The sequence below is a fragment of the Streptomyces sp. NPDC002788 genome, assembly GCF_053592115.1.
The window spans coordinates 280,327-296,867 of sequence record NZ_JBSFVB010000002.1 but is presented as its reverse complement, the minus strand read 5'-3'; the positions used below and the strand labels follow the sequence as shown (position 1 = coordinate 296,867).

13 protein-coding genes and 2 tRNA genes are annotated in these 16,541 nt (G+C 69.6%); 5 read left to right on the top strand and 10 right to left on the bottom strand.

Annotation, left to right across the window (positions count from 1 at the left end; all coding sequences use genetic code 11):
• Positions 1 to 25 precede the first annotated feature (25 nt).
• Positions 26 to 1,009, top strand: a complete 984-nt coding sequence (locus ACWD1U_RS04620) for a hypothetical protein (RefSeq protein ID WP_451104374.1) — start codon at positions 26 to 28, stop codon at positions 1,007 to 1,009.
• 60 nt (positions 1,010 to 1,069) lie between these two features.
• On the opposite strand, the gene clpX is transcribed toward ACWD1U_RS04620, so the two are convergent.
• From clpX to ACWD1U_RS04595, 5 genes are all read right to left on the bottom strand, one after another.
• Complete coding sequence (gene clpX, locus ACWD1U_RS04615) at positions 1,070 to 2,359, bottom strand: ATP-dependent Clp protease ATP-binding subunit ClpX (RefSeq protein ID WP_451104372.1); 1,290 nt, start codon at positions 2,357 to 2,359, stop codon at positions 1,070 to 1,072.
• Between the two features lie 181 nt (positions 2,360 to 2,540).
• Entirely contained in the window at positions 2,541 to 3,248 is a 708-nt protein-coding gene (locus ACWD1U_RS04610) for an ATP-dependent Clp protease proteolytic subunit (protein ID WP_451104370.1), read from the bottom strand.
• A gap of 108 nt (positions 3,249 to 3,356) precedes the next feature.
• Positions 3,357 to 3,962, bottom strand: coding sequence for an ATP-dependent Clp protease proteolytic subunit (locus ACWD1U_RS04605; RefSeq protein ID WP_086603934.1), 606 nt, complete (start codon positions 3,960 to 3,962; stop codon positions 3,357 to 3,359).
• A gap of 337 nt (positions 3,963 to 4,299) precedes the next feature.
• Positions 4,300 to 5,691, bottom strand: a complete 1,392-nt coding sequence (tig, locus tag ACWD1U_RS04600) for a trigger factor (protein WP_451104369.1) — start codon at positions 5,689 to 5,691, stop codon at positions 4,300 to 4,302.
• A gap of 193 nt (positions 5,692 to 5,884) precedes the next feature.
• A tRNA-Pro gene (locus ACWD1U_RS04595) sits at positions 5,885 to 5,961 on the bottom strand.
• 165 nt (positions 5,962 to 6,126) lie between these two features.
• On the opposite strand from ACWD1U_RS04595, the gene ACWD1U_RS04590 reads away from it, so the two are divergent.
• Positions 6,127 to 6,200 (top strand) — tRNA-Gly (locus ACWD1U_RS04590).
• Positions 6,201 to 7,063: 863 nt separating this feature from the next.
• Here ACWD1U_RS04590 and ACWD1U_RS04585 read toward each other — a convergent pair.
• Entirely contained in the window at positions 7,064 to 7,258 is a 195-nt protein-coding gene (locus ACWD1U_RS04585) for a hypothetical protein (protein ID WP_451104367.1), read from the bottom strand.
• 692 nt (positions 7,259 to 7,950) lie between these two features.
• Here ACWD1U_RS04585 and ACWD1U_RS04580 point away from each other — a divergent pair.
• On the top strand, positions 7,951 to 9,060 hold the full coding sequence (locus tag ACWD1U_RS04580; RefSeq protein WP_451105006.1) for an acyltransferase family protein: 1,110 nt from the start codon (positions 7,951 to 7,953) through the stop codon (positions 9,058 to 9,060).
• A gap of 204 nt (positions 9,061 to 9,264) precedes the next feature.
• Here the strand turns inward: ACWD1U_RS04580 and ACWD1U_RS04575 are convergent, their stop codons facing one another.
• Positions 9,265 to 10,443, bottom strand: a complete 1,179-nt coding sequence (locus ACWD1U_RS04575; protein WP_451104366.1) for a PP2C family protein-serine/threonine phosphatase — start codon at positions 10,441 to 10,443, stop codon at positions 9,265 to 9,267.
• Between the two features lie 162 nt (positions 10,444 to 10,605).
• On the opposite strand from ACWD1U_RS04575, the gene ACWD1U_RS04570 reads away from it, so the two are divergent.
• Complete coding sequence (locus ACWD1U_RS04570; protein ID WP_451104364.1) at positions 10,606 to 11,859, top strand: GNAT family N-acetyltransferase; 1,254 nt, start codon at positions 10,606 to 10,608, stop codon at positions 11,857 to 11,859.
• A 44-nt stretch (positions 11,860 to 11,903) separates the two neighbouring features.
• On the opposite strand, the gene ACWD1U_RS04565 is transcribed toward ACWD1U_RS04570, so the two are convergent.
• Together ACWD1U_RS04565 and ACWD1U_RS04560 are read right to left on the bottom strand one after the other, a co-directional pair.
• On the bottom strand, positions 11,904 to 12,713 hold the full coding sequence (locus ACWD1U_RS04565; protein WP_451104362.1) for an Fpg/Nei family DNA glycosylase: 810 nt from the start codon (positions 12,711 to 12,713) through the stop codon (positions 11,904 to 11,906).
• Positions 12,714 to 13,251: 538 nt separating this feature from the next.
• Complete coding sequence (locus tag ACWD1U_RS04560; protein WP_451104360.1) at positions 13,252 to 13,737, bottom strand: ribose-5-phosphate isomerase; 486 nt, start codon at positions 13,735 to 13,737, stop codon at positions 13,252 to 13,254.
• Positions 13,738 to 14,013: 276 nt separating this feature from the next.
• Here ACWD1U_RS04560 and ACWD1U_RS04555 point away from each other — a divergent pair, with 276 nt between their 5' ends.
• Complete coding sequence (locus ACWD1U_RS04555) at positions 14,014 to 15,543, top strand: amino acid permease (RefSeq protein ID WP_451104358.1); 1,530 nt, start codon at positions 14,014 to 14,016, stop codon at positions 15,541 to 15,543.
• A gap of 342 nt (positions 15,544 to 15,885) precedes the next feature.
• Here the strand turns inward: ACWD1U_RS04555 and ACWD1U_RS04550 are convergent, their stop codons facing one another.
• A complete protein-coding gene (locus ACWD1U_RS04550; protein WP_451104356.1) occupies positions 15,886 to 16,467 on the bottom strand; it encodes a biotin transporter BioY in 582 nt (193 codons plus the stop codon).
• Positions 16,468 to 16,541 lie beyond the last annotated feature (74 nt).

Sequence of the window (16,541 nt, the reverse complement as noted above, 5' to 3'; positions counted from 1 at the left end):
AAGCATCTGGAGGGGAACCCAGAACATGAGCTACAACCAGCCGGGCCCGTACGGCGGGCAGCCCCAGCAGCCCGGACCGTACGGTCAGCCAGGGCAGCCCGGACCGTACGGCCAGCCTCCGCAGGCGCCCCAGCCCGGCCACGGCTATCCCCAGCAGGCCCCTCCACCCCAGCCCGGCTACGGCTACCCGCAGCAGGCCCCTCCGCCCCAGCCCGGTTACGGCTACCCGCAGCAGCCTCCACAGGGCGTCCCGCCCCAGCCGAACCCCTACGGCCAGCAGCCGCCCTACGGCCAGGCCCCGTACGGCGTCCCCCAGCCCCCCGCCCCGGGCGGCGGCAAGAAGAAGACGGGCATCATCATCGGCGCCGTGGCCGTCGTGGCCGCGATCGGTGTGGGCGCGTACTTCGTGATCGGCGGGGGTGGCGGCGGCCTGGAGGACGACGGTCCGCACAAGCTGGCGACGCCGGCGAAGGTGCTCACCGACTACAAGCGCACCACGAAGGACGGGCAGACCGCCGGCGCCGACTCGACGGCGGAGCTGGAGAAGAGCGGCGTCAAGAACGCCAAGACCGCGGCAGGCCTCTACTCCACGGTCGACCTGAGTGACTACGACCCCGACGATCCGGCGTCCGTGGCGAAGATGGCGACGGCCAAGACACTTTCGATGGCCGGCGCCTACGGTGAGATCTCCGACCCGGAGGCGACCCTGGACACGTTCTTCGCCAACTTCAAGAAGTCGGCCGAGAAGGAGTCGTCCACCGGGTCCGGCAAGCCCGAGTTGGTCGGCGAGCCCGAGGAGGCGGACCTCGACGGCGCGGTCATGAAGTGCCAGTCGGTCAAGGGCCCGGACCAGCGGACCAAGCAGGAAAAGACCAACTGGTTCTGCGCGTGGGCCGACTACAGCACCATCGCCATCATCTCGCCCGGTGACGCCGCGCAGGGCGTCACCAAGGACGTGGCGATCGACCTCACCACCAAGGCCCGCGAGGAAGTCCGCGTCAAGGCCTGACGCCACCAACGACGAAGGCGCCCGGCAGCAGTGCCGGGCGCCTTCGCGTGGAGTGAACGGTCAGGCCGTCTTCTGCTCGCCCGGGCCGCGTCCGTTGCGCGCATCCCGCGGGATCAGCGTCGGATTGACGTTCGACTGGACGACGTCCGCCGTGATGACGACCCGGGCCACGTCCTTGCGGGACGGGACCTCGTACATCACGCCCTGGAGGACTTCCTCCATGATGGCGCGCAGGCCGCGCGCGCCGGTCTGGCGGAGGATGGCCTGGTCGGCGATGGCCTCGAGGGCCTCGCGCTCGAAGTCCAGCTTGACGCCGTCGAGTTCGAAGAGGCGCTCGTACTGCTTGACGAGCGCGTTGCGCGGCTCGACCAGGATCTGGAGCAGCGCCTCGCGGTCGAGGTTGTGGACCGAGGTGATGACCGGCAGGCGGCCGATGAACTCGGGGATCATCCCGAACTTCACCAGGTCCTCCGGCATGACCTCCTGGAACTGGTCCTTCGACTCCATCTCGCGCTTGGAGCGGATCTGCGCGCCGAAGCCGATGCCCTTGGCGCCGGCCCGGGACTCGATGATCTTCTCCAGCCCGGCGAAGGCACCGCCCACGATGAACAGCACGTTCGTCGTGTCGATCTGGATGAACTCCTGGTGGGGGTGCTTGCGGCCGCCCTGCGGCGGGACCGAGGCCGTGGTGCCCTCCAGGATCTTCAGCAGGGCCTGCTGGACACCCTCGCCCGACACGTCGCGCGTGATGGAGGGGTTTTCACTCTTCCTCGCGACCTTGTCGATCTCGTCGATGTAGATGATCCCGGTCTCGGCCTTCTTGACGTCGTAGTCGGCGGCCTGGATCAGCTTGAGCAGGATGTTCTCCACGTCCTCGCCGACGTAGCCGGCCTCCGTCAGGGCCGTGGCGTCCGCGATCGCGAAGGGGACGTTGAGCATGCGCGCGAGGGTCTGCGCGAGGAGGGTCTTGCCGGAGCCCGTGGGGCCGAGGAGGAGGATGTTGGACTTCGCCAACTCGATGGCGTCGTCGCGGCCGTTCGCCCCGCCGTTCTCGCCGGCCTGGACTCGTTTGTAGTGGTTGTAGACCGCTACGGAGAGGGCCTTCTTGGCGGCCTCCTGGCCCACCACGTAGCCCTCGAGGAACTCGTAGATCTCGCGGGGCTTCGGGAGCTCCTCCCAGCGGACCTCGCTGGTCTCCGCGAGTTCTTCCTCGATGATCTCGTTGCAGAGGTCGATGCACTCGTCGCAGATGTACACACCGGGCCCTGCGATGAGCTTCTTGACCTGCTTCTGGCTCTTGCCGCAGAACGAGCACTTGAGCAGATCGCCGCCGTCACCGATGCGTGCCACGGTGTGCTTCCCCTTCGCCTGGGAGACTCCTGGACGCCGACGTCCAGCGGACTCCTGGTGCTGCCTTATGTCCGACGGTACCTTGCCGGGCCCCTCGTTCGGGCCCCCCTTGGCGCGGTTCGCTTTGACGTGAACCGTGCCAAACCGTGCCAAGGGGCGGCAGACGATACAGCCTCTCGCCTCAGCGCAGGCTCGAGTTGTCCATCTTCCGGGTGGTGATGACCTGGTCGATCAGGCCGTAGCTCAGCGCGTCCTCGGCCGTGAGGATCTTGTCGCGCTCGATGTCCTCGCGGATCTTGTCGATCGTCTGGGTCGAGTGCTTGGCCAGCATCTCCTCCAGCTGCGTACGCATCCGGAGGATCTCGTTGGCGGCGATCTCCAGGTCGGACACCTGGCCGCGGCCGGTCTCGCTGTAGGGCTGGTGGATCAGCACGCGCGCGTTCGGCAGGGCCATGCGCTTTCCCGGAGTGCCGGCGGCCAGCAGGACGGCGGCGGCGGAGGCGGCCTGGCCCATGCAGACCGTCTGGATGTCCGGCTTCACGTACTGCATCGTGTCGTAGATCGCGGTGAGCGCCGTGAAGGAGCCGCCGGGGCTGTTGATGTAGACCGAGATGTCACGGTCGGGGTCCATCGACTCCAGGCACAGCAGCTGCGCCATGACGTCGTTGGCGGAGGCGTCGTCGATCTGGACGCCCAGGAAGATCACGCGCTCCTCGAAGAGCTTCGCGTACGGGTCGTACTCGCGAATGCCCTGGGAGGTGCGCTCGACGAAGCGCGGGATGATGTAGCGGGACTCGGCCTGCGGGCCGGTGTAGCGGCCCTGCGAGGCGTTCATGTCCTGCACGGCGGGCATACGGTCGTAGATCCCGCTGCCGGGGAACTGGTTCACGGTGTCTCCTGAAAAGGGCTGAGGCGGTCGCTGGGGCTGTCTGGGGTCGCTGGGGCCCGGGAGGGCTCCGTGGGCCTCACGGGGCCCGACAGGCCCCGTGGGGACCGCTCAGGCCCCGGTGCCGCCGCCGCCCGGCATGCCGGCGGCCGTGGGGATCACGTCGTCGATGAGGCCGTACTCCTTGGCCTCGAACGCGTCGAACCAGCGGTCGCGGTCCGAGTCGCGGGTGATCTGCTCGACCGACTGGCCGGTGTGCTGGGCGGTGAGCTCGGCCATGCGCTTCTTGGTGTGCAGCAGCCGCTCGGCGTGGATCTTGATGTCCGAGGCCGAGCCGGCCAGGCCGGCGGAGGGCTGGTGGATCAGGATCTCGGCGTTCGGCAGCGCGAAGCGCTTGCCGGGGGTGCCCGCGCTGAGCAGGAACTGTCCCATCGAGGCCGCGAGACCCATGGCGATGGTCACCACGTCGTTCTTGATGAACTGCATGGTGTCGTAGATCGCCATGCCGGCCGTGATCGAACCGCCCGGGCTGTTGATGTACAGGTAGATGTCCTTGTCCGGATCGGCGGCAAGGAGCAGCAGCTGTGCGGTGATCTTGTTCGCGATGTCGTCGTCGACCGGCTGGCCGAGGAAGATGATCCGCTCGTTGAGCAGCCGGTTGTAGACCTGGTCGCCGAGGCCACCACCGATGGAAGGCTCGCCGGCGGCTGAAGGCATCAGATTCGTCACGTATCCACCTGCTCGTCTTGCGACGGCGCCGGGCCGTCTCACGTTTCCCTGCGGGGCTGGAGCCGCTCGGGGACTCCACTGCCCTGGTATTCATGGACCCTAACGCGCGGGTCCCTTCGGGGAATCCCGGAGACGGGAGTGTTCGCCGGGGGCGTAGCGCTGCCCGGGGCCGCCGGGGTGGTTTCCGTCCCGGTGCGACCGCGGGTTCGTCGCGGCTGTTCGCGCAGTTCCCCGCGCCCCTGGGGTGCGCCGCCCTCGCGGCGGCAAGAAGGCCCTGGGGTTCGCACCCCAGGGCCTTCCCTGTGACCTCGCCGGTACCGGGGGCTCAGCCCTGGGTCTTCTCCTCGGCGGACTCGGACTCGGCCGGGGTCTCCTCGGCGGAGGCCTCGGTGGCGTCCTCGTCCTCTTCGTCGTCGAGGTCGATGATCTCGCCGTTGGTGTCCTTGACCGTGGCCTTCTCGACCACGACGGCCAGGGCCTTGCCGCGGGCGACCTCGCCGACCAGGAGCGGAACCTGGCCGCCCTCGACGACCGCCTGGGCGAACTGGTCGGGGGACATGCCGGAGGAAGCGGCGCGGCGCATGAGGTGCTCGGTGAGCTCCTCCTGGTTGACGTTGAGCTTCTCCTGCTTGACGAGCTCGTCGAGCACGAACTGGGTCTTGATGCCCTTGACCGCGGCCTCACGGGTCTCGGCGTCGAACTCCTCCTCGCTCTTGCCCTGGATCTCCAGGTACTTCGCGAGGTCGAGGCCCATCTGGCCGAGCTGGTGGTGCTCGAGGTTGTGCTTGCGGGTGTTGATCTCGTCCTCGAGCAGCTTCTCGGGGACCGGGACCTCGACCAGCTCGAGCAGCTTCTCCAGGACGCGCTCCTGGGCCTGCGTGGCCTGGTCGTACTGCTTCATGTTCTCGAGGCGCTTGCGGCTGTCCGCGCGCAGCTCCTCGATGGTGTCGAACTCGGAGGCGAGCTGCGCGAACTCGTCGTCCAGCTCGGGCAGTTCACGCTTGGCGACCTGGGTGACCTTGACGGTGACCTCGGCCTCCTTGCCGGCCGCCGAGCCACCCTTGAGCTCGGAGGTGAAGGTGGCCTCGCCACCGGCCTCCAGGCCCTTCACGGCGTCGTCGATGCCGTCCAGCAGCTCGCCGGAGCCGATGGTGTAGGAGACGCCGTCGGCGACGCCGTCCTCGAGGACCTCGCCGTCGACCTTGGCCTGAAGGTCGATCGTGACGACGTCGCCGTCCTCGGCGGCGCGCTCGACCGGGGCGGTGGAGGCGAAGCGCTCGCGCAGCTCCTCGACGGCCTTGTCGACGTCCTCGTCGGTGACCTCGACCGCGTCGACCTCGACCTCGATGCCGGAGAAGTCCGGGATCTCGATGGTCGGGCGGATGTCGACCTCGGCGGTGAAGTTCAGCGTCTCGCCGTCCTTCAGCTCCGTGATGTCGACCTCGGGCTGGCCCAGCGGGCTGAGCTCGGCCTCGTTGACCGCGTCGGTGTAGAACTTCGGAAGCGCGTCGTTGACGGCCTCCTCCAGCACCGCACCGCGGCCGAACCGCTGGTCGATGACCCGGGCCGGGACCTTGCCCTTACGGAAGCCCTTCACCGTGACCTGCTGGTTGATCTTCTTGTACGCCGCGTCGAGGCTGTCCTTGAGCTCCTCGAAGGGCACCTCGACAGTGAGCCGAACCCGAGTCGGGTTCAGGGTCTCCACGGCGCTCTTCACGGTTCGGTCTCCTTGTGGCTGACTTCTTGGGTTCTGCCGGGGCCAGAGCGGCCCGGCGGATTTCGCCGCCCGGAGGACTGCAGACGATGAGACACACGGGCGTGCAGCTTGCATAGTAACGGCAGCGACTACACCGCCCAAAAGGCGATCACGTGAGTGACCCGGAGCCGATCACGCGAGGTGATCGGGTGGCTGGTCGGGGTGGCGGGATTTGAACCCACGGCCTTCCGCTCCCAAAGCGGACGCGCTACCAAGCTGCGCCACACCCCGTCTGGTGCGACACGTAGGGTACATGCCGGCAGGCGGTGCGGCCGCCGCATTTCCACAGCGCCGGTGCGGCATCGGCCCGGGCGGGAATGCGGTGTGCGGCAAAGGGGGGCGACCCGCTACGATGCCTTCAGTGCCGCGGTCACTCCGACCTGCGGCGCGTGCCGTGCGGGCGTAGCTCAATGGTAGAGCCCTAGTCTTCCAAACTAGCTACGCGGGTTCGATTCCCGTCGCCCGCTCCATACGGCTCAGGGCCAGGTCAGAGGATCATTCCTCCGCCTGGCCCTGAGTGTTTCCTCGGGTTGCGCTCAGTCCAGCGTTGCCCCCCGCGTGGCGCTGGGCACCTTGCTCGTTGTGTTGATCATCACGGGCTGGGCCGTCGGGTACAGGGTTCGATGGGCCTGGCGATGGTAGGAGGCGCCAGAACGCCCTACCGGTCCCGTGGGCGACGACTGGGCCCTGGCCGTATGTGCCCCCTGCGTGCCCGATCTGTCAGCGACCAACGGGGGACCGGACATGACGTCGGCTCCGGGGCCATGATCCGGGCTCCGGCGCACACCGGGGCCGTGTCCACGGCGGCGCAGCGCTGGATGGAGGAGTCGCCCGGGAAGCGCCCGGCCCTCTCCCGGGCCTTCGTCCGGGCGGCCCGGGACTTCCGTCCCTCGGGGAGGTCGGCCGGCTCGGCGGTGGACAGGGCGCGCGATCGGGGTCGGGGTCGCGGGACCAGGGTGATGGCGGCGGTGACGAGTGCGGCGAGGCGGACTGCCCCGGCGGCCGGGACCAGCGGCAGCCCCTGTCTGCGGCGCTTGCGGGTGCGCTCGGTCCGAGGTGCGGGCCTCCGGCCGGATCGCGGGGCGGTCGGCGCTGCTCGGTCGGGGTTCCGTCGGGCCGGTGGCGCCGGATATCGTCCCGGCCGGCGCTCGTCTCGCCGGGCCGGGGGGGCGGTGTTTCTCCCCGCTCCGTGCGCGCCCCGTCGGGCCACGCCGTACCGGCGGGCTCGGTCGAGCGGTGTCCGGCCATGGCCCCCGTCACGCACCGTCCCGTGGTCGGGGCGAACGTCTCCGTCCGTGCCGGGGATCCACAGCGCGGAGGCGCGCCCCTCCTGTCAGAAGCTGATCGAGTTGATGGTCTCCGCTATCGAGTTGAGGAAGCGGTTGATGGAGGGGGCCATGCCGGTCGAGGCGAGGAAGAAGCCGAAGAGGATCGCCACGATCGCGGGACCTGCCTTGATGGAGCCCCCTCTCAGCAACACCACAAGGATGATCGCCAACAGCACCACCACAGACAGTGAAACGGCCACAACTGATCACACCCTCGGTCGGTCCGCTCTCCCGGCCCGGGGACGCGACCCCGCGCACCCCGCCAGAACCATCGTGCCACCAACACGGCCGGGCTATGCGGCCGGCGACAGAACGACCACCCCTCCGTGCCCCCGGGCCGGGCGTGTCGCCCGAGGGCGCCCACCCAACGGCACGGTGTCGCACAGTAATTCGAGGCACCACTCGCACAGGGAATTCAGCCGAATCGTTTCCGTCCCCACACAACGCGTCCGCGGCTAATTCGAATTGTTGCCACGAATCATCAACGACCCCGAGAGCAGCTCGTGAAGAGGATGGAAGCGGACATTCCACTGGAGTCGCCTGCCGCTCTCATGCCCCACTTAGTCCAGACGTATCATGACAAGCCGACTCTGGATGGTGCACACCTCCACCTCGGCAGATGTGTTGGCCATCACGTCGACCGTGATGTCAACTCCCTGTAATCCGGGGGTACGCGCAGCGAATAGCCACGATTCACGTCCGGCGTTTTACGAATATCCGCAGGGAACGCTAGGGTGCCTCAGATGTTCCACGCTGCCCCGTCCCCCGCACGCGCAGCGAGGTCCCGGATCGTCTCCCCGAGCTCCTGGTGGGAGGGTCTGTGACGAACTCGCTGCGACCGAACGGCGACCGCAAGGCTCCACTTCCCCCGGCACAGTCGCCGGCCGACGGAGTGCCGAGCCCGCGCTCGCCGCAGAGCACGCAGAAGAAGCAGAACGGCAAACAGCGCGACGCGTTCTTCGACAACGCCAAGTACCTCGCGATCGTGCTGGTGGCCATGGGTCACGCCTGGGAGCCCCTCAAGGGCGACAGCCGGGTCCTCGAGGCCGCGTACCAGGTCGTCTACGCCTTCCACATGCCGGCGTTCATCATCATCTCCGGCTACTTCTCCCGCAGTTTCGACATGCGGCCCGACCGGCTGAAGCGCCTCATCACCGGCGTCGCCGTGCCCTACATCATCTTCGAGACGGCCTACCCGCTCTTCAAGCGGTGGATCGACAACGACCCGCACCAGGAGATCAGCCTCCTCGACCCCTGGTACCTGACCTGGTTCCTGTGCGCGCTGTTCATCTGGCGGATGACCACCCCCATCTGGAAGACGGTGCGCTGGCCGCTGCCGCTCGCCCTGGGTCTCGCCATGCTGGCGAGCGTCACCCCGGAGATCGGCGACGACCTCGACCTGCAGCGCGTCCTGCAGTTCCTGCCGTTCTTCGTGCTGGGCCTGGTGATGAAGCCCGAGCACTTCCACATGGTGCGCCGCCGTTCGGTGCGGATCGCCGCGGTCCCCGTGTTCGCGGCCGCGCTCGCCTTCAGCTGGTGGGCGGTGCCGCGGATGAACACCGCGTGGTTCTACCACCGCGACGCCGCGCAGGAGCTGGGCGCGCCGTGGTGGGCCGGCCCGGTCATGGTGCTCGCCATGTTCGGCTGCTCCCTGGTGCTGACCGCCTGCTTCTTCGCCTGGGTGCCGCGCCGCCACATGTGGTTCACCGCGCTCGGCGCCGGCACGCTGTACGGCTACCTGCTGCACGGCTTCCTGGTGAAGGCCGGTGACTACCAGGGCTGGTTCGAGGCGTCCTGGCTGCACCGTCCGGCCGGCGAGATCCTCGTGACCGTCCTCGCGGCCGCCGTCGTGACCGTGCTGTGCACCAAGCCGGTGCAGCGCGTGTTCCGGTTCGCGATGGAGCCGAAGATGGAGTGGGCCTTCAAGCGGGACGCGGCCGAACTGGCCCGCGAACGGCAGAGCGTCGAGCGGCGCGAGCGCGAGAAGGCGACCGTGGGCTGACCGGCCGGCCCACTGTCGACGACCGGACGGCCCGTACTCACCGGTGAGTGCGGGCCGTCCGGGCCACAACGGCCGGCCGCTCCCCCACCGCGACTCTCTCTGCAATCCTCGTCACAACGCGGCAGTCGCCTGTGCCATCGAGGTCCGAGCCGCTTACAAGCGGCAGGAAGCCATGACCAAGCCGTGGGTCGGGCGGCCCGGACGTCAGCGGGTGGACGCAGCCGTCGGGCCCTCTCGGCAGATGAGGAGCAGGGCCCGGTCGTCGTTGACGTCCTTGGCGACCGACTCGATGAGGTGCCAGGCGGCGCCGTGGAAGCCGCCGGCCACATAGCGGTCGGCCTCGCCGGTGAGCCGGTCGATGCCCTCGACGATGTCGCGGTCGGCGGTCTCCACCAGACCGTCCGTGAACAGCATCAGGACGTCCCCCGGCCGCAACGAGCCCTTGACCGAGTCGAACTGGGCGCCGTCGTACACACCGAGCAGCGGGCCCTCCGCTGCCTTCTCCTCCCAGCGGCCGCTGCCGGCGCTGAGCTGGAGGGCCGGCGGGTGGCCCGCGGAGTAGAGCTCGTAGTCGCCGGAGTCCAGGTCGAGGACCAGGTGGATGGAGGTGGCGAAGCCCTCGTCCCAGTCCTGGCGGAGCAGGTAGCCGTTCGCGGCCGGGAGGAAGGCGTGCGGGGGGAGGGAACCGAGGAGCCCGCCGAACGCGCCGGACAGCAGCAGCGCGCGGGAGCCCGCGTCCATGCCCTTGCCGGAGACGTCGGTGAGGACGACCTCGAGCGTACGGCCGCCGTTGGTGCGCGCCGCCACCACGAAGTCGCCCGAGAAGGACTGGCCTCCCGCCGGGCGCAGCGCCATCTCGCGGTGCCAGCCGTCCGGCAGGGCGGGCAGTTTGCTCTGCACCCGGATGCGTTCACGCAAGTCGAACAGCATGGTGCCGCCACGCCGCCAGGGCACGCCGACCCGGCTGCGGAACTGGGCCAGCAGCAACCCGAAGAACCCGCAGGCCGCAACCACGAGCACGATGCCCGGGGTGACCCTGGACGGGCCCTCCGTGTACGGCCCGAGCTGCACCGACTCCACGATCAGTGCCGTGGCCGCAGCCGCGTACAGGCCGAGCAGGCTCGCCGGGCGCAGCAGCAGGCCGCCGACGACGACCGGCAGGACCAGCGCGGCCGGCGAGAACCACACGGAGTTCGCCAGTGTCGCCGTCGCGATCAGCGGGACGGTCAGGAGCAGGCCGGCCAGGGCGATCCAGTCCGAGCCGTCGCCTCGGAAGTAGTCCACGGCGGCTCGGCGCACGCCGACGCGGACCCGGTGCCACTGCTTCTTCAACCGGGCCGTGAACGTCTCGGCTTCCGCGCGCCGCTCTCGTCCTGCTGCCATTAGTTCGGGACCCTATCCATCGGAGCAGCCGCCTGGCACGGGAGGTCCCACTTGTCCCCCGTCCGAGGGCCGACTTCACAGTGAACTAGGCAGCGTGCGGCCGCGCCGCCGCCTGGGAGAAATTCCCTCGCTGGACCCGCACGGCCCTGGTAGGCATGGTCCATGGCAACTGACGCGAACGGCTCTTCGACGGACCTGCGGGTACTGCGGCAGGACGATTGGGGCAAGTGGTACGACACCCTCCTCCGGAGCTTCGGCGGGGTGCCGGAGTCCGCCGAGGAGCGCGCGTTGTGGAACTCGCTGACCGAGTTCGACCGTTCGCTCGGTGTCTGGGACGGGGACGAGTGCGTGGGGACGGCCGGGGCGTTCAGCTTCCGGCTCACCGTGCCCGGCGGCGCGTCGGTGCCCGCCGCCGGCGTCACGATGGTCAGCGTGGCCGCGACGCATCGCCGGCGCGGGGTGCTGACGTCGATGATGCGGCGGCAGTTGGACGACGTGCGGGCCTGGGGCGAGCCGCTCGCCGTGCTCACGGCCTCCGAGCCGGCGATCTACGGCCGCTTCGGATACGGCAACGCCACCGTCCAGTTGAACGGCGAGATCGACACGAGCCGGGTGCGGCTGTCGGTGCCGCCCGGCACGGATGACGTACGCGTGCGGTACGCGGTGCCGGCCGATGTCCTCGACGTGTGCGAGGCGTTGTACGCCCGGCTGGTGCCGTCACGGCCCGGGATGCTGGCCCGGCGGCCCGGCTGGGAGCGGCTGGTGGTGCTCGATCCGGAGAGCGGGCGGGAAGGGGCGTCGCCGCTGCAGTGTGTTCTCGCCGAGCGGGACGGCGAGACGGTCGGGTACGCAAGGTACCGCGTGAAGCCGGGGTGGGAGCCTTCGGGGCCCAACGGCACGGTGGTTCTCGAGGACTCGGCCGCGCTGGATCCCGCGGCGGACGCGGCGTTGTGGCGCTTCCTGTTCGGGATCGACCTGACGTCGAAGGTGGCCGTGCGGGGGCGGCCGGTGGACGACGCGTGGCAGTACCTGGTGTCCGACATACGGCGCTGTCAGCCGCGGCTGCGGGATTCGCTGTACGTGCGGCCGGTGGAGGTCGGGGCCGCGTTGGAGGCGCGGACGTATCAGACGCCGGTGGATGTGGTGTTCGAGGTGGAGGACGCGTTCTGCCCCTGGAACGCCGGGCGTTGGCGGTTGAGCGGGGATGCGAAGGGGGCGTCCTGCGAGCGGACGGCGGATGCGGCGGACCTCGCCCTGTCCGTGCGGGAGTTGGGGGCGGCGTATCTCGGGGGTGTGTCGCTGGCGTCGTTGGGGGCCGCGGGGCGTGTACGGGAGCTCCAGCCTGGGGCGTTGGCGGAGGCCTCGTCGGGGTTCGGCAGCGGGGGCCTGGCTCCGTGGTTGCCGCACGGGTTCTGATGCCGGGGTTGTTCTTCGTCTGTCGCCTCTGACGCCGTTCGCGGTCAGGGGCGTTGGCAGGTCGGGCACCAGAAGAGGTTGCGGGCGGCGAGGTCGGCGGTGCGGATCCGGTCGCCGCAGATGTGGCAGGGCTGGTCGGCCCTGCGGTAGACGTACACCTCGCCGCCGTGGTCGTCGACGCGGGGCGGGCGGCCCATCGCCTTGGGGGTGTGCTCCGGGCGGACGGTGTCGATGCGGTTGTTGCGGACGCCCTCGTGCATGAGGGCGACGAGGTCGGCCCAGATCGCGTGCCACTCGGTGGGGGTGATGTCCTTGCCCGCGCGGTACGGGTCGACGTTGTGCCGGAAGAGGACCTCCGCGCGGTAGACGTTTCCTACGCCCGCGATGACCTTCTGGTCCATGAGGAGGGCAGCGATCGTCGTACGGCTGCGGCTGATGCGGCGGTACGCGGTGTCCGGGTCGGCGTCGTCGCGGAGGGGGTCGGGGCCGAGGCGCTCGTGTATCGCCTGCTTGTCCGGGGGTGTGATGAGGGCGCAGGTGGTGGGGCCCCGGAGGTCGACGTACGCGGTGTCGTTCGCGAGGCGGAGGCGGACGGTGTCGGTGGGGGGTGGGGCGGGGGTGGGGCCGAAGGTGACCTTGCCGAAGAGGCCGAGGTGGATGTGGATCCAGTCGGTGGCGCGGAAGCGGAGGAAGAGGTGTTTGCCGTGGGCCTCTGTCGCGGTGAGTTCCGTGCCGGTGAGGAGGGTGGCGGCGGCTTGGAACTTGCCCTGGGGGCTGGTGACCCGGGGGTGCGTGTGGAGGAAGGCGGTGGCGTAGTCCTGGGCCAGGCGGTGGATGGTGTGGCCTTCCGGCACGGGTGCTCCCTGTGATCGTCTGGTGTTTTGCGCACGGGCCCGCCCGTCGGTCGGTCCAGACGCTGGACGCGGCGAGCCCCGGGGCTCCGCCCCGGCCCTCGGAGGGGTTCGCCCAACCCGACCGCCCGACTCGGTCGGTCAAGAGACTGAGGTCGAAAGACCCGGGCTCCGCACCTGCCATCCCACTAGGGCTGAACCCCGCCAGGGCTGCCTCTCCGGAACCCCGCCAGAGGCTATGCCTCATGCCCTCGGTGAGCCCGCCGCCCTTGGCTTGGATGCGTGCGGGCCCCACCGTGCGTAGCTCAGGCGCTGCCCCACCGCGTAGCACTCGGGCCCTGGCCCGCACTTCGAGGCTCGGACGCAGAGCCCCACGGCCGGCTCCGGCACCGGGCTCACTCCTGGCCGAAGCCCCGGGCCGGACGTCCGAATCGGACACCGTGCCCCACTTCGGGCTCGGCCGCCGTCGGGGGCGGCGTCAAGGTCATGTGGGGCGGGGCCGCCGGCCCCGCCCCACTCGCGTTCGTTCGACCCGTGAGCTCTACGCCTGCGGGTGGTGCGGCGGGATCGGCGGGAGGTCGCCCGTCGACTCGTACGCCGACAGCATGTCGATCCGGCGGATGTGACGCTCGTCACCGGAGAACGGGGTGTTGAGGAACGCCTCCACGAACTTCGTCGCCTCGTCCTGGGAGTGCATGCGGGCACCGACGGCCACGACGTTGGCGTTGTTGTGCTGGCGGCCGAGGGACGCCGTCTCCTCGCTCCAGGCGAGGGCCGCGCGGACTCCCTTGACCTTGTTCGCGGCGATCTGCTCGCCGTTGCCGGAGCCGCCGATGACGATGCCGAGGGCCTCGGGGTCCGCGGCCGTGCGCTCCGCCGCGCGGAGGCAGAACGGCGGGTAGTCGTCCTGGGCGTCGTAGATGTGCGGGCCGCAGTCCACGGGGTCGTGACCCGCCGCCTTCAGCCACTCGACGAGGTGGTTCTTGAGTTCGTAGCCCGCATGGTCCGAGCCGAGGTACACGCGCATGGGACGAGTGTGACACGGGAGTTTCGGGGCAGGCGCGCGGGGTGACGCTCAGGAAAACCTGAGCTGATTGTGAGGCGCATTACGGAAGCTCAGGAAAACCTCAAGTAACAATCTGAATTCAAAGGTTCTCCTGTACGTTCGCCTCCGATTCACTGGACCGGCTCGTACACCGCTCGTACGAGCCCCTGTACGCCGTCGTGCCGCGACACACCCCGTTCGTACGGCTCGTGCGGTTCGTACGGACAACAGCTCCCCGGCGCAAAGGAAATCCGTTCCATGACCTCGCAGCCGACGATGAAGACGACCGGAAATGATCCCGGTGGACCAGGAGACCCCGGTGGCCCCGGCGGCTCCGGCGGACCGGGTGGCAGTGGCGGAGCCGACGGCTCCGGACTGCAGGCCGGGCTGAAGAACCGGCACCTTTCGATGATCGCCATCGGCGGTGTCATCGGGGCCGGGCTCTTCGTGGGGTCCAGTTCCGGTATCGCCACCGCCGGGCCCGGCATTCTCCTGTCGTACGCCCTCGTCGGCACGCTCGTGGTGCTGGTGATGCGGATGCTCGGTGAGATGTCGGCTGCCAACCCGACCTCGGGTTCGTTCTCCGCGCACGCCGACCGGGCGCTCGGGCCGTGGGCCGGGTTCTCCATCGGCTGGCTGTACTGGTTCTTCTGGGTGGTGGTCCTGGCAGTCGAGGCGACCGCCGGGGCCGTGATCCTGGAGGGCTGGATACCGGCCGTGCCGCAGTGGGCCTGGGCCCTGATCGTGATGGTCGTGCTGACCGCCACCAACCTCGTCTCCGTCGCCTCCTACGGCGAGTTCGAGTTCTGGTTCGCGGGGATCAAGGTCGTCGCCATCGCCGCGTTCATCGTCATCGGCGGGCTGGCCGTGTTCGGGCTCCTGCCGGGTGTGGACAGCGAGCAGGCCGGGCTGAGCAACCTCACCGAGCACGGGGGCTTCCTGCCCCACGGTCCCGGGGCGATCCTCACCGGTGTGCTGCTCGTCGTCTTCTCCTTCATGGGCAGCGAGATCGCCACCCTGGCCGCCGGCGAGTCCGAGAACCCGCGGCAGGCCGTCACCAAGGCCACCAACAGCATCATCTGGCGCGTCGCCGTCTTCTACCTCGGTTCGATCTTCGTCGTGGTGTCCCTGCTGCCGTGGGACAGCAAGTCCATCACCAAGGACGGCTCGTACGTCGCCGCGCTCGACTCCCTCGGCATCGCGCACGCCGGGCAGATCATGAACTTCATCGTGCTGACCTCGGTGCTGTCCTGCCTCAACTCCGGCCTCTACACCGCCTCCCGCATGGCCTTCTCGCTCGGCCAGCGCGGAGACGCGCCGAAGGCCTTCGCCCGCACGACCTCCAACGGCGTGCCGCGCACCGCGATCCTCGCGTCCGTCGCGTTCGGCTTCGTCGCCGTCTTCTTCAACTACAAGTTCCCGGACTCCGTCTTCCTCTTCCTCGTGAACTCCAGCGGCGCGGTCGCCCTGTTCGTGTGGCTGGTCATCTGCTTCTCCCAGCTGCGCATGCGGAAGATCATCAAGGCCGAGGCGCCGGAGAAGCTCGTCGTGAAGATGTGGCTGTACCCGTACCTGACCTGGGCCACGGCCGCGCTGATCGTGTTCATCCTCGGCTACATGCTCACCGACACCGAGCACGACGGGCGCACGACCATGCTGCTGTCGCTGCTCGTCGCGGCGGTGGTGCTCGTCATCGCCTTCGTGAAGGAGAAGGCCCGTGGCGGGCCGCGGGCCGCTGACGCCGCCGCGGCTCGGAACGAGGAGCGGAACGAGGTCTCGGCCGGCTGACCCTTCCGGTGCTCCCCTGCGGCGCATGGCGTTCGGCGGTGAACGGGCGGGCCTGCGATGCGTGTTGCCCAGCGGCACGCACCGCAGGCCCTTCTTCTTTCCCCCTACAGCACCGTGAAGGGGACGGGAAGAAGACGTTCTGGCAGCGGGGTCCGGTGCCGTTCGGCACGAACAACCCCTCCCCCGACACCCCGGCCACTCCTCTGCTGGTGAGTGAGGACAACAAGACGGCGGGCCCGGGCGGCGCCGAAGACCGGTCCGGAGCACACACGAGAGGCCCGCCGGGGAAGCACACCCCGGCGGGCCTCGACATCACCTGCGACGTCTGCGACGTCTGCGGGCTCAGCGCTTGTTCGCGAACTTCCATGCCGTCGGCAGCGCCCCCATCGCCAGCGCCGCCTTCAGCGCGTCGCCGATGAGGAACGGCGTGAGGCCGGCCGCGATCGCGGCGGTGGCGGACATACCGGTGGCGAGGGCCAGGTAGGGCACGCCGATGGCGTAGATGATCGCCTCGCCCACGAGCATCGTGCCGGCCATGCGCAGCATCGAACGATCGGCGCCGCGGCGGGCCAGCGCGCCGACGACGGTGGCGGCGAGGATCATGCCGAGGATGTAGCCGAACGAGGGGGCGACACCGGAGGTGCCGCTCGCGAACCACGGCACACCGGCGATGCCCGCCACCGCGTACACCGCGAGCGCGAGGAAGCCGCGGCCGGCACCGAGGGACGTGCCGACGAGCAGCGCGGCGAAGGTCTGGCCGGTCACCGGCACCGGGGAGCCCGGCACGGGCACCGAGAGCTGGGCGGCGAGACCGGTGAGCGCGGCGCCGCCGAGCACGAGGGCCGCGTCCCGGACACGGGAGGCGGGGAGCAGGTCGGCGAGGACCTGCCCGGTGCGGGCGGGTGTGGCGGCAGCGGTGCTCATGGGGACTCCGCGAGGGTGAGGGCCGTTGGGACACCGCGACGCTATCCCAGCGCCCTCGTCCCGATCACCGTCAG

Bases quoted from the DNA above. Each gene is read 5' to 3' on its own strand.
- ACWD1U_RS04620 (WP_451104374.1), top strand. From the start codon at position 26: ATGAGCTACAACCAGCCGGGCCCGTACGGCGGGCAGCCCCAGCAGCCC.
- ACWD1U_RS04605 (WP_086603934.1), bottom strand. From the start codon at position 3,962: ATGCCTTCAGCCGCCGGCGAGCCTTCCATCGGTGGTGGCCTCGGCGAC.
- ACWD1U_RS04575 (WP_451104366.1), bottom strand. From the start codon at position 10,443: ATGGCAGCAGGACGAGAGCGGCGCGCGGAAGCCGAGACGTTCACGGCC.
- ACWD1U_RS04570 (WP_451104364.1), top strand. From the start codon at position 10,606: ATGGCAACTGACGCGAACGGCTCTTCGACGGACCTGCGGGTACTGCGG.
- ACWD1U_RS04560 (WP_451104360.1), bottom strand. From the start codon at position 13,737: ATGCGCGTGTACCTCGGCTCGGACCATGCGGGCTACGAACTCAAGAAC.
- ACWD1U_RS04555 (WP_451104358.1), top strand. From the start codon at position 14,014: ATGACCTCGCAGCCGACGATGAAGACGACCGGAAATGATCCCGGTGGA.
- ACWD1U_RS04550 (WP_451104356.1), bottom strand. From the start codon at position 16,467: ATGAGCACCGCTGCCGCCACACCCGCCCGCACCGGGCAGGTCCTCGCC.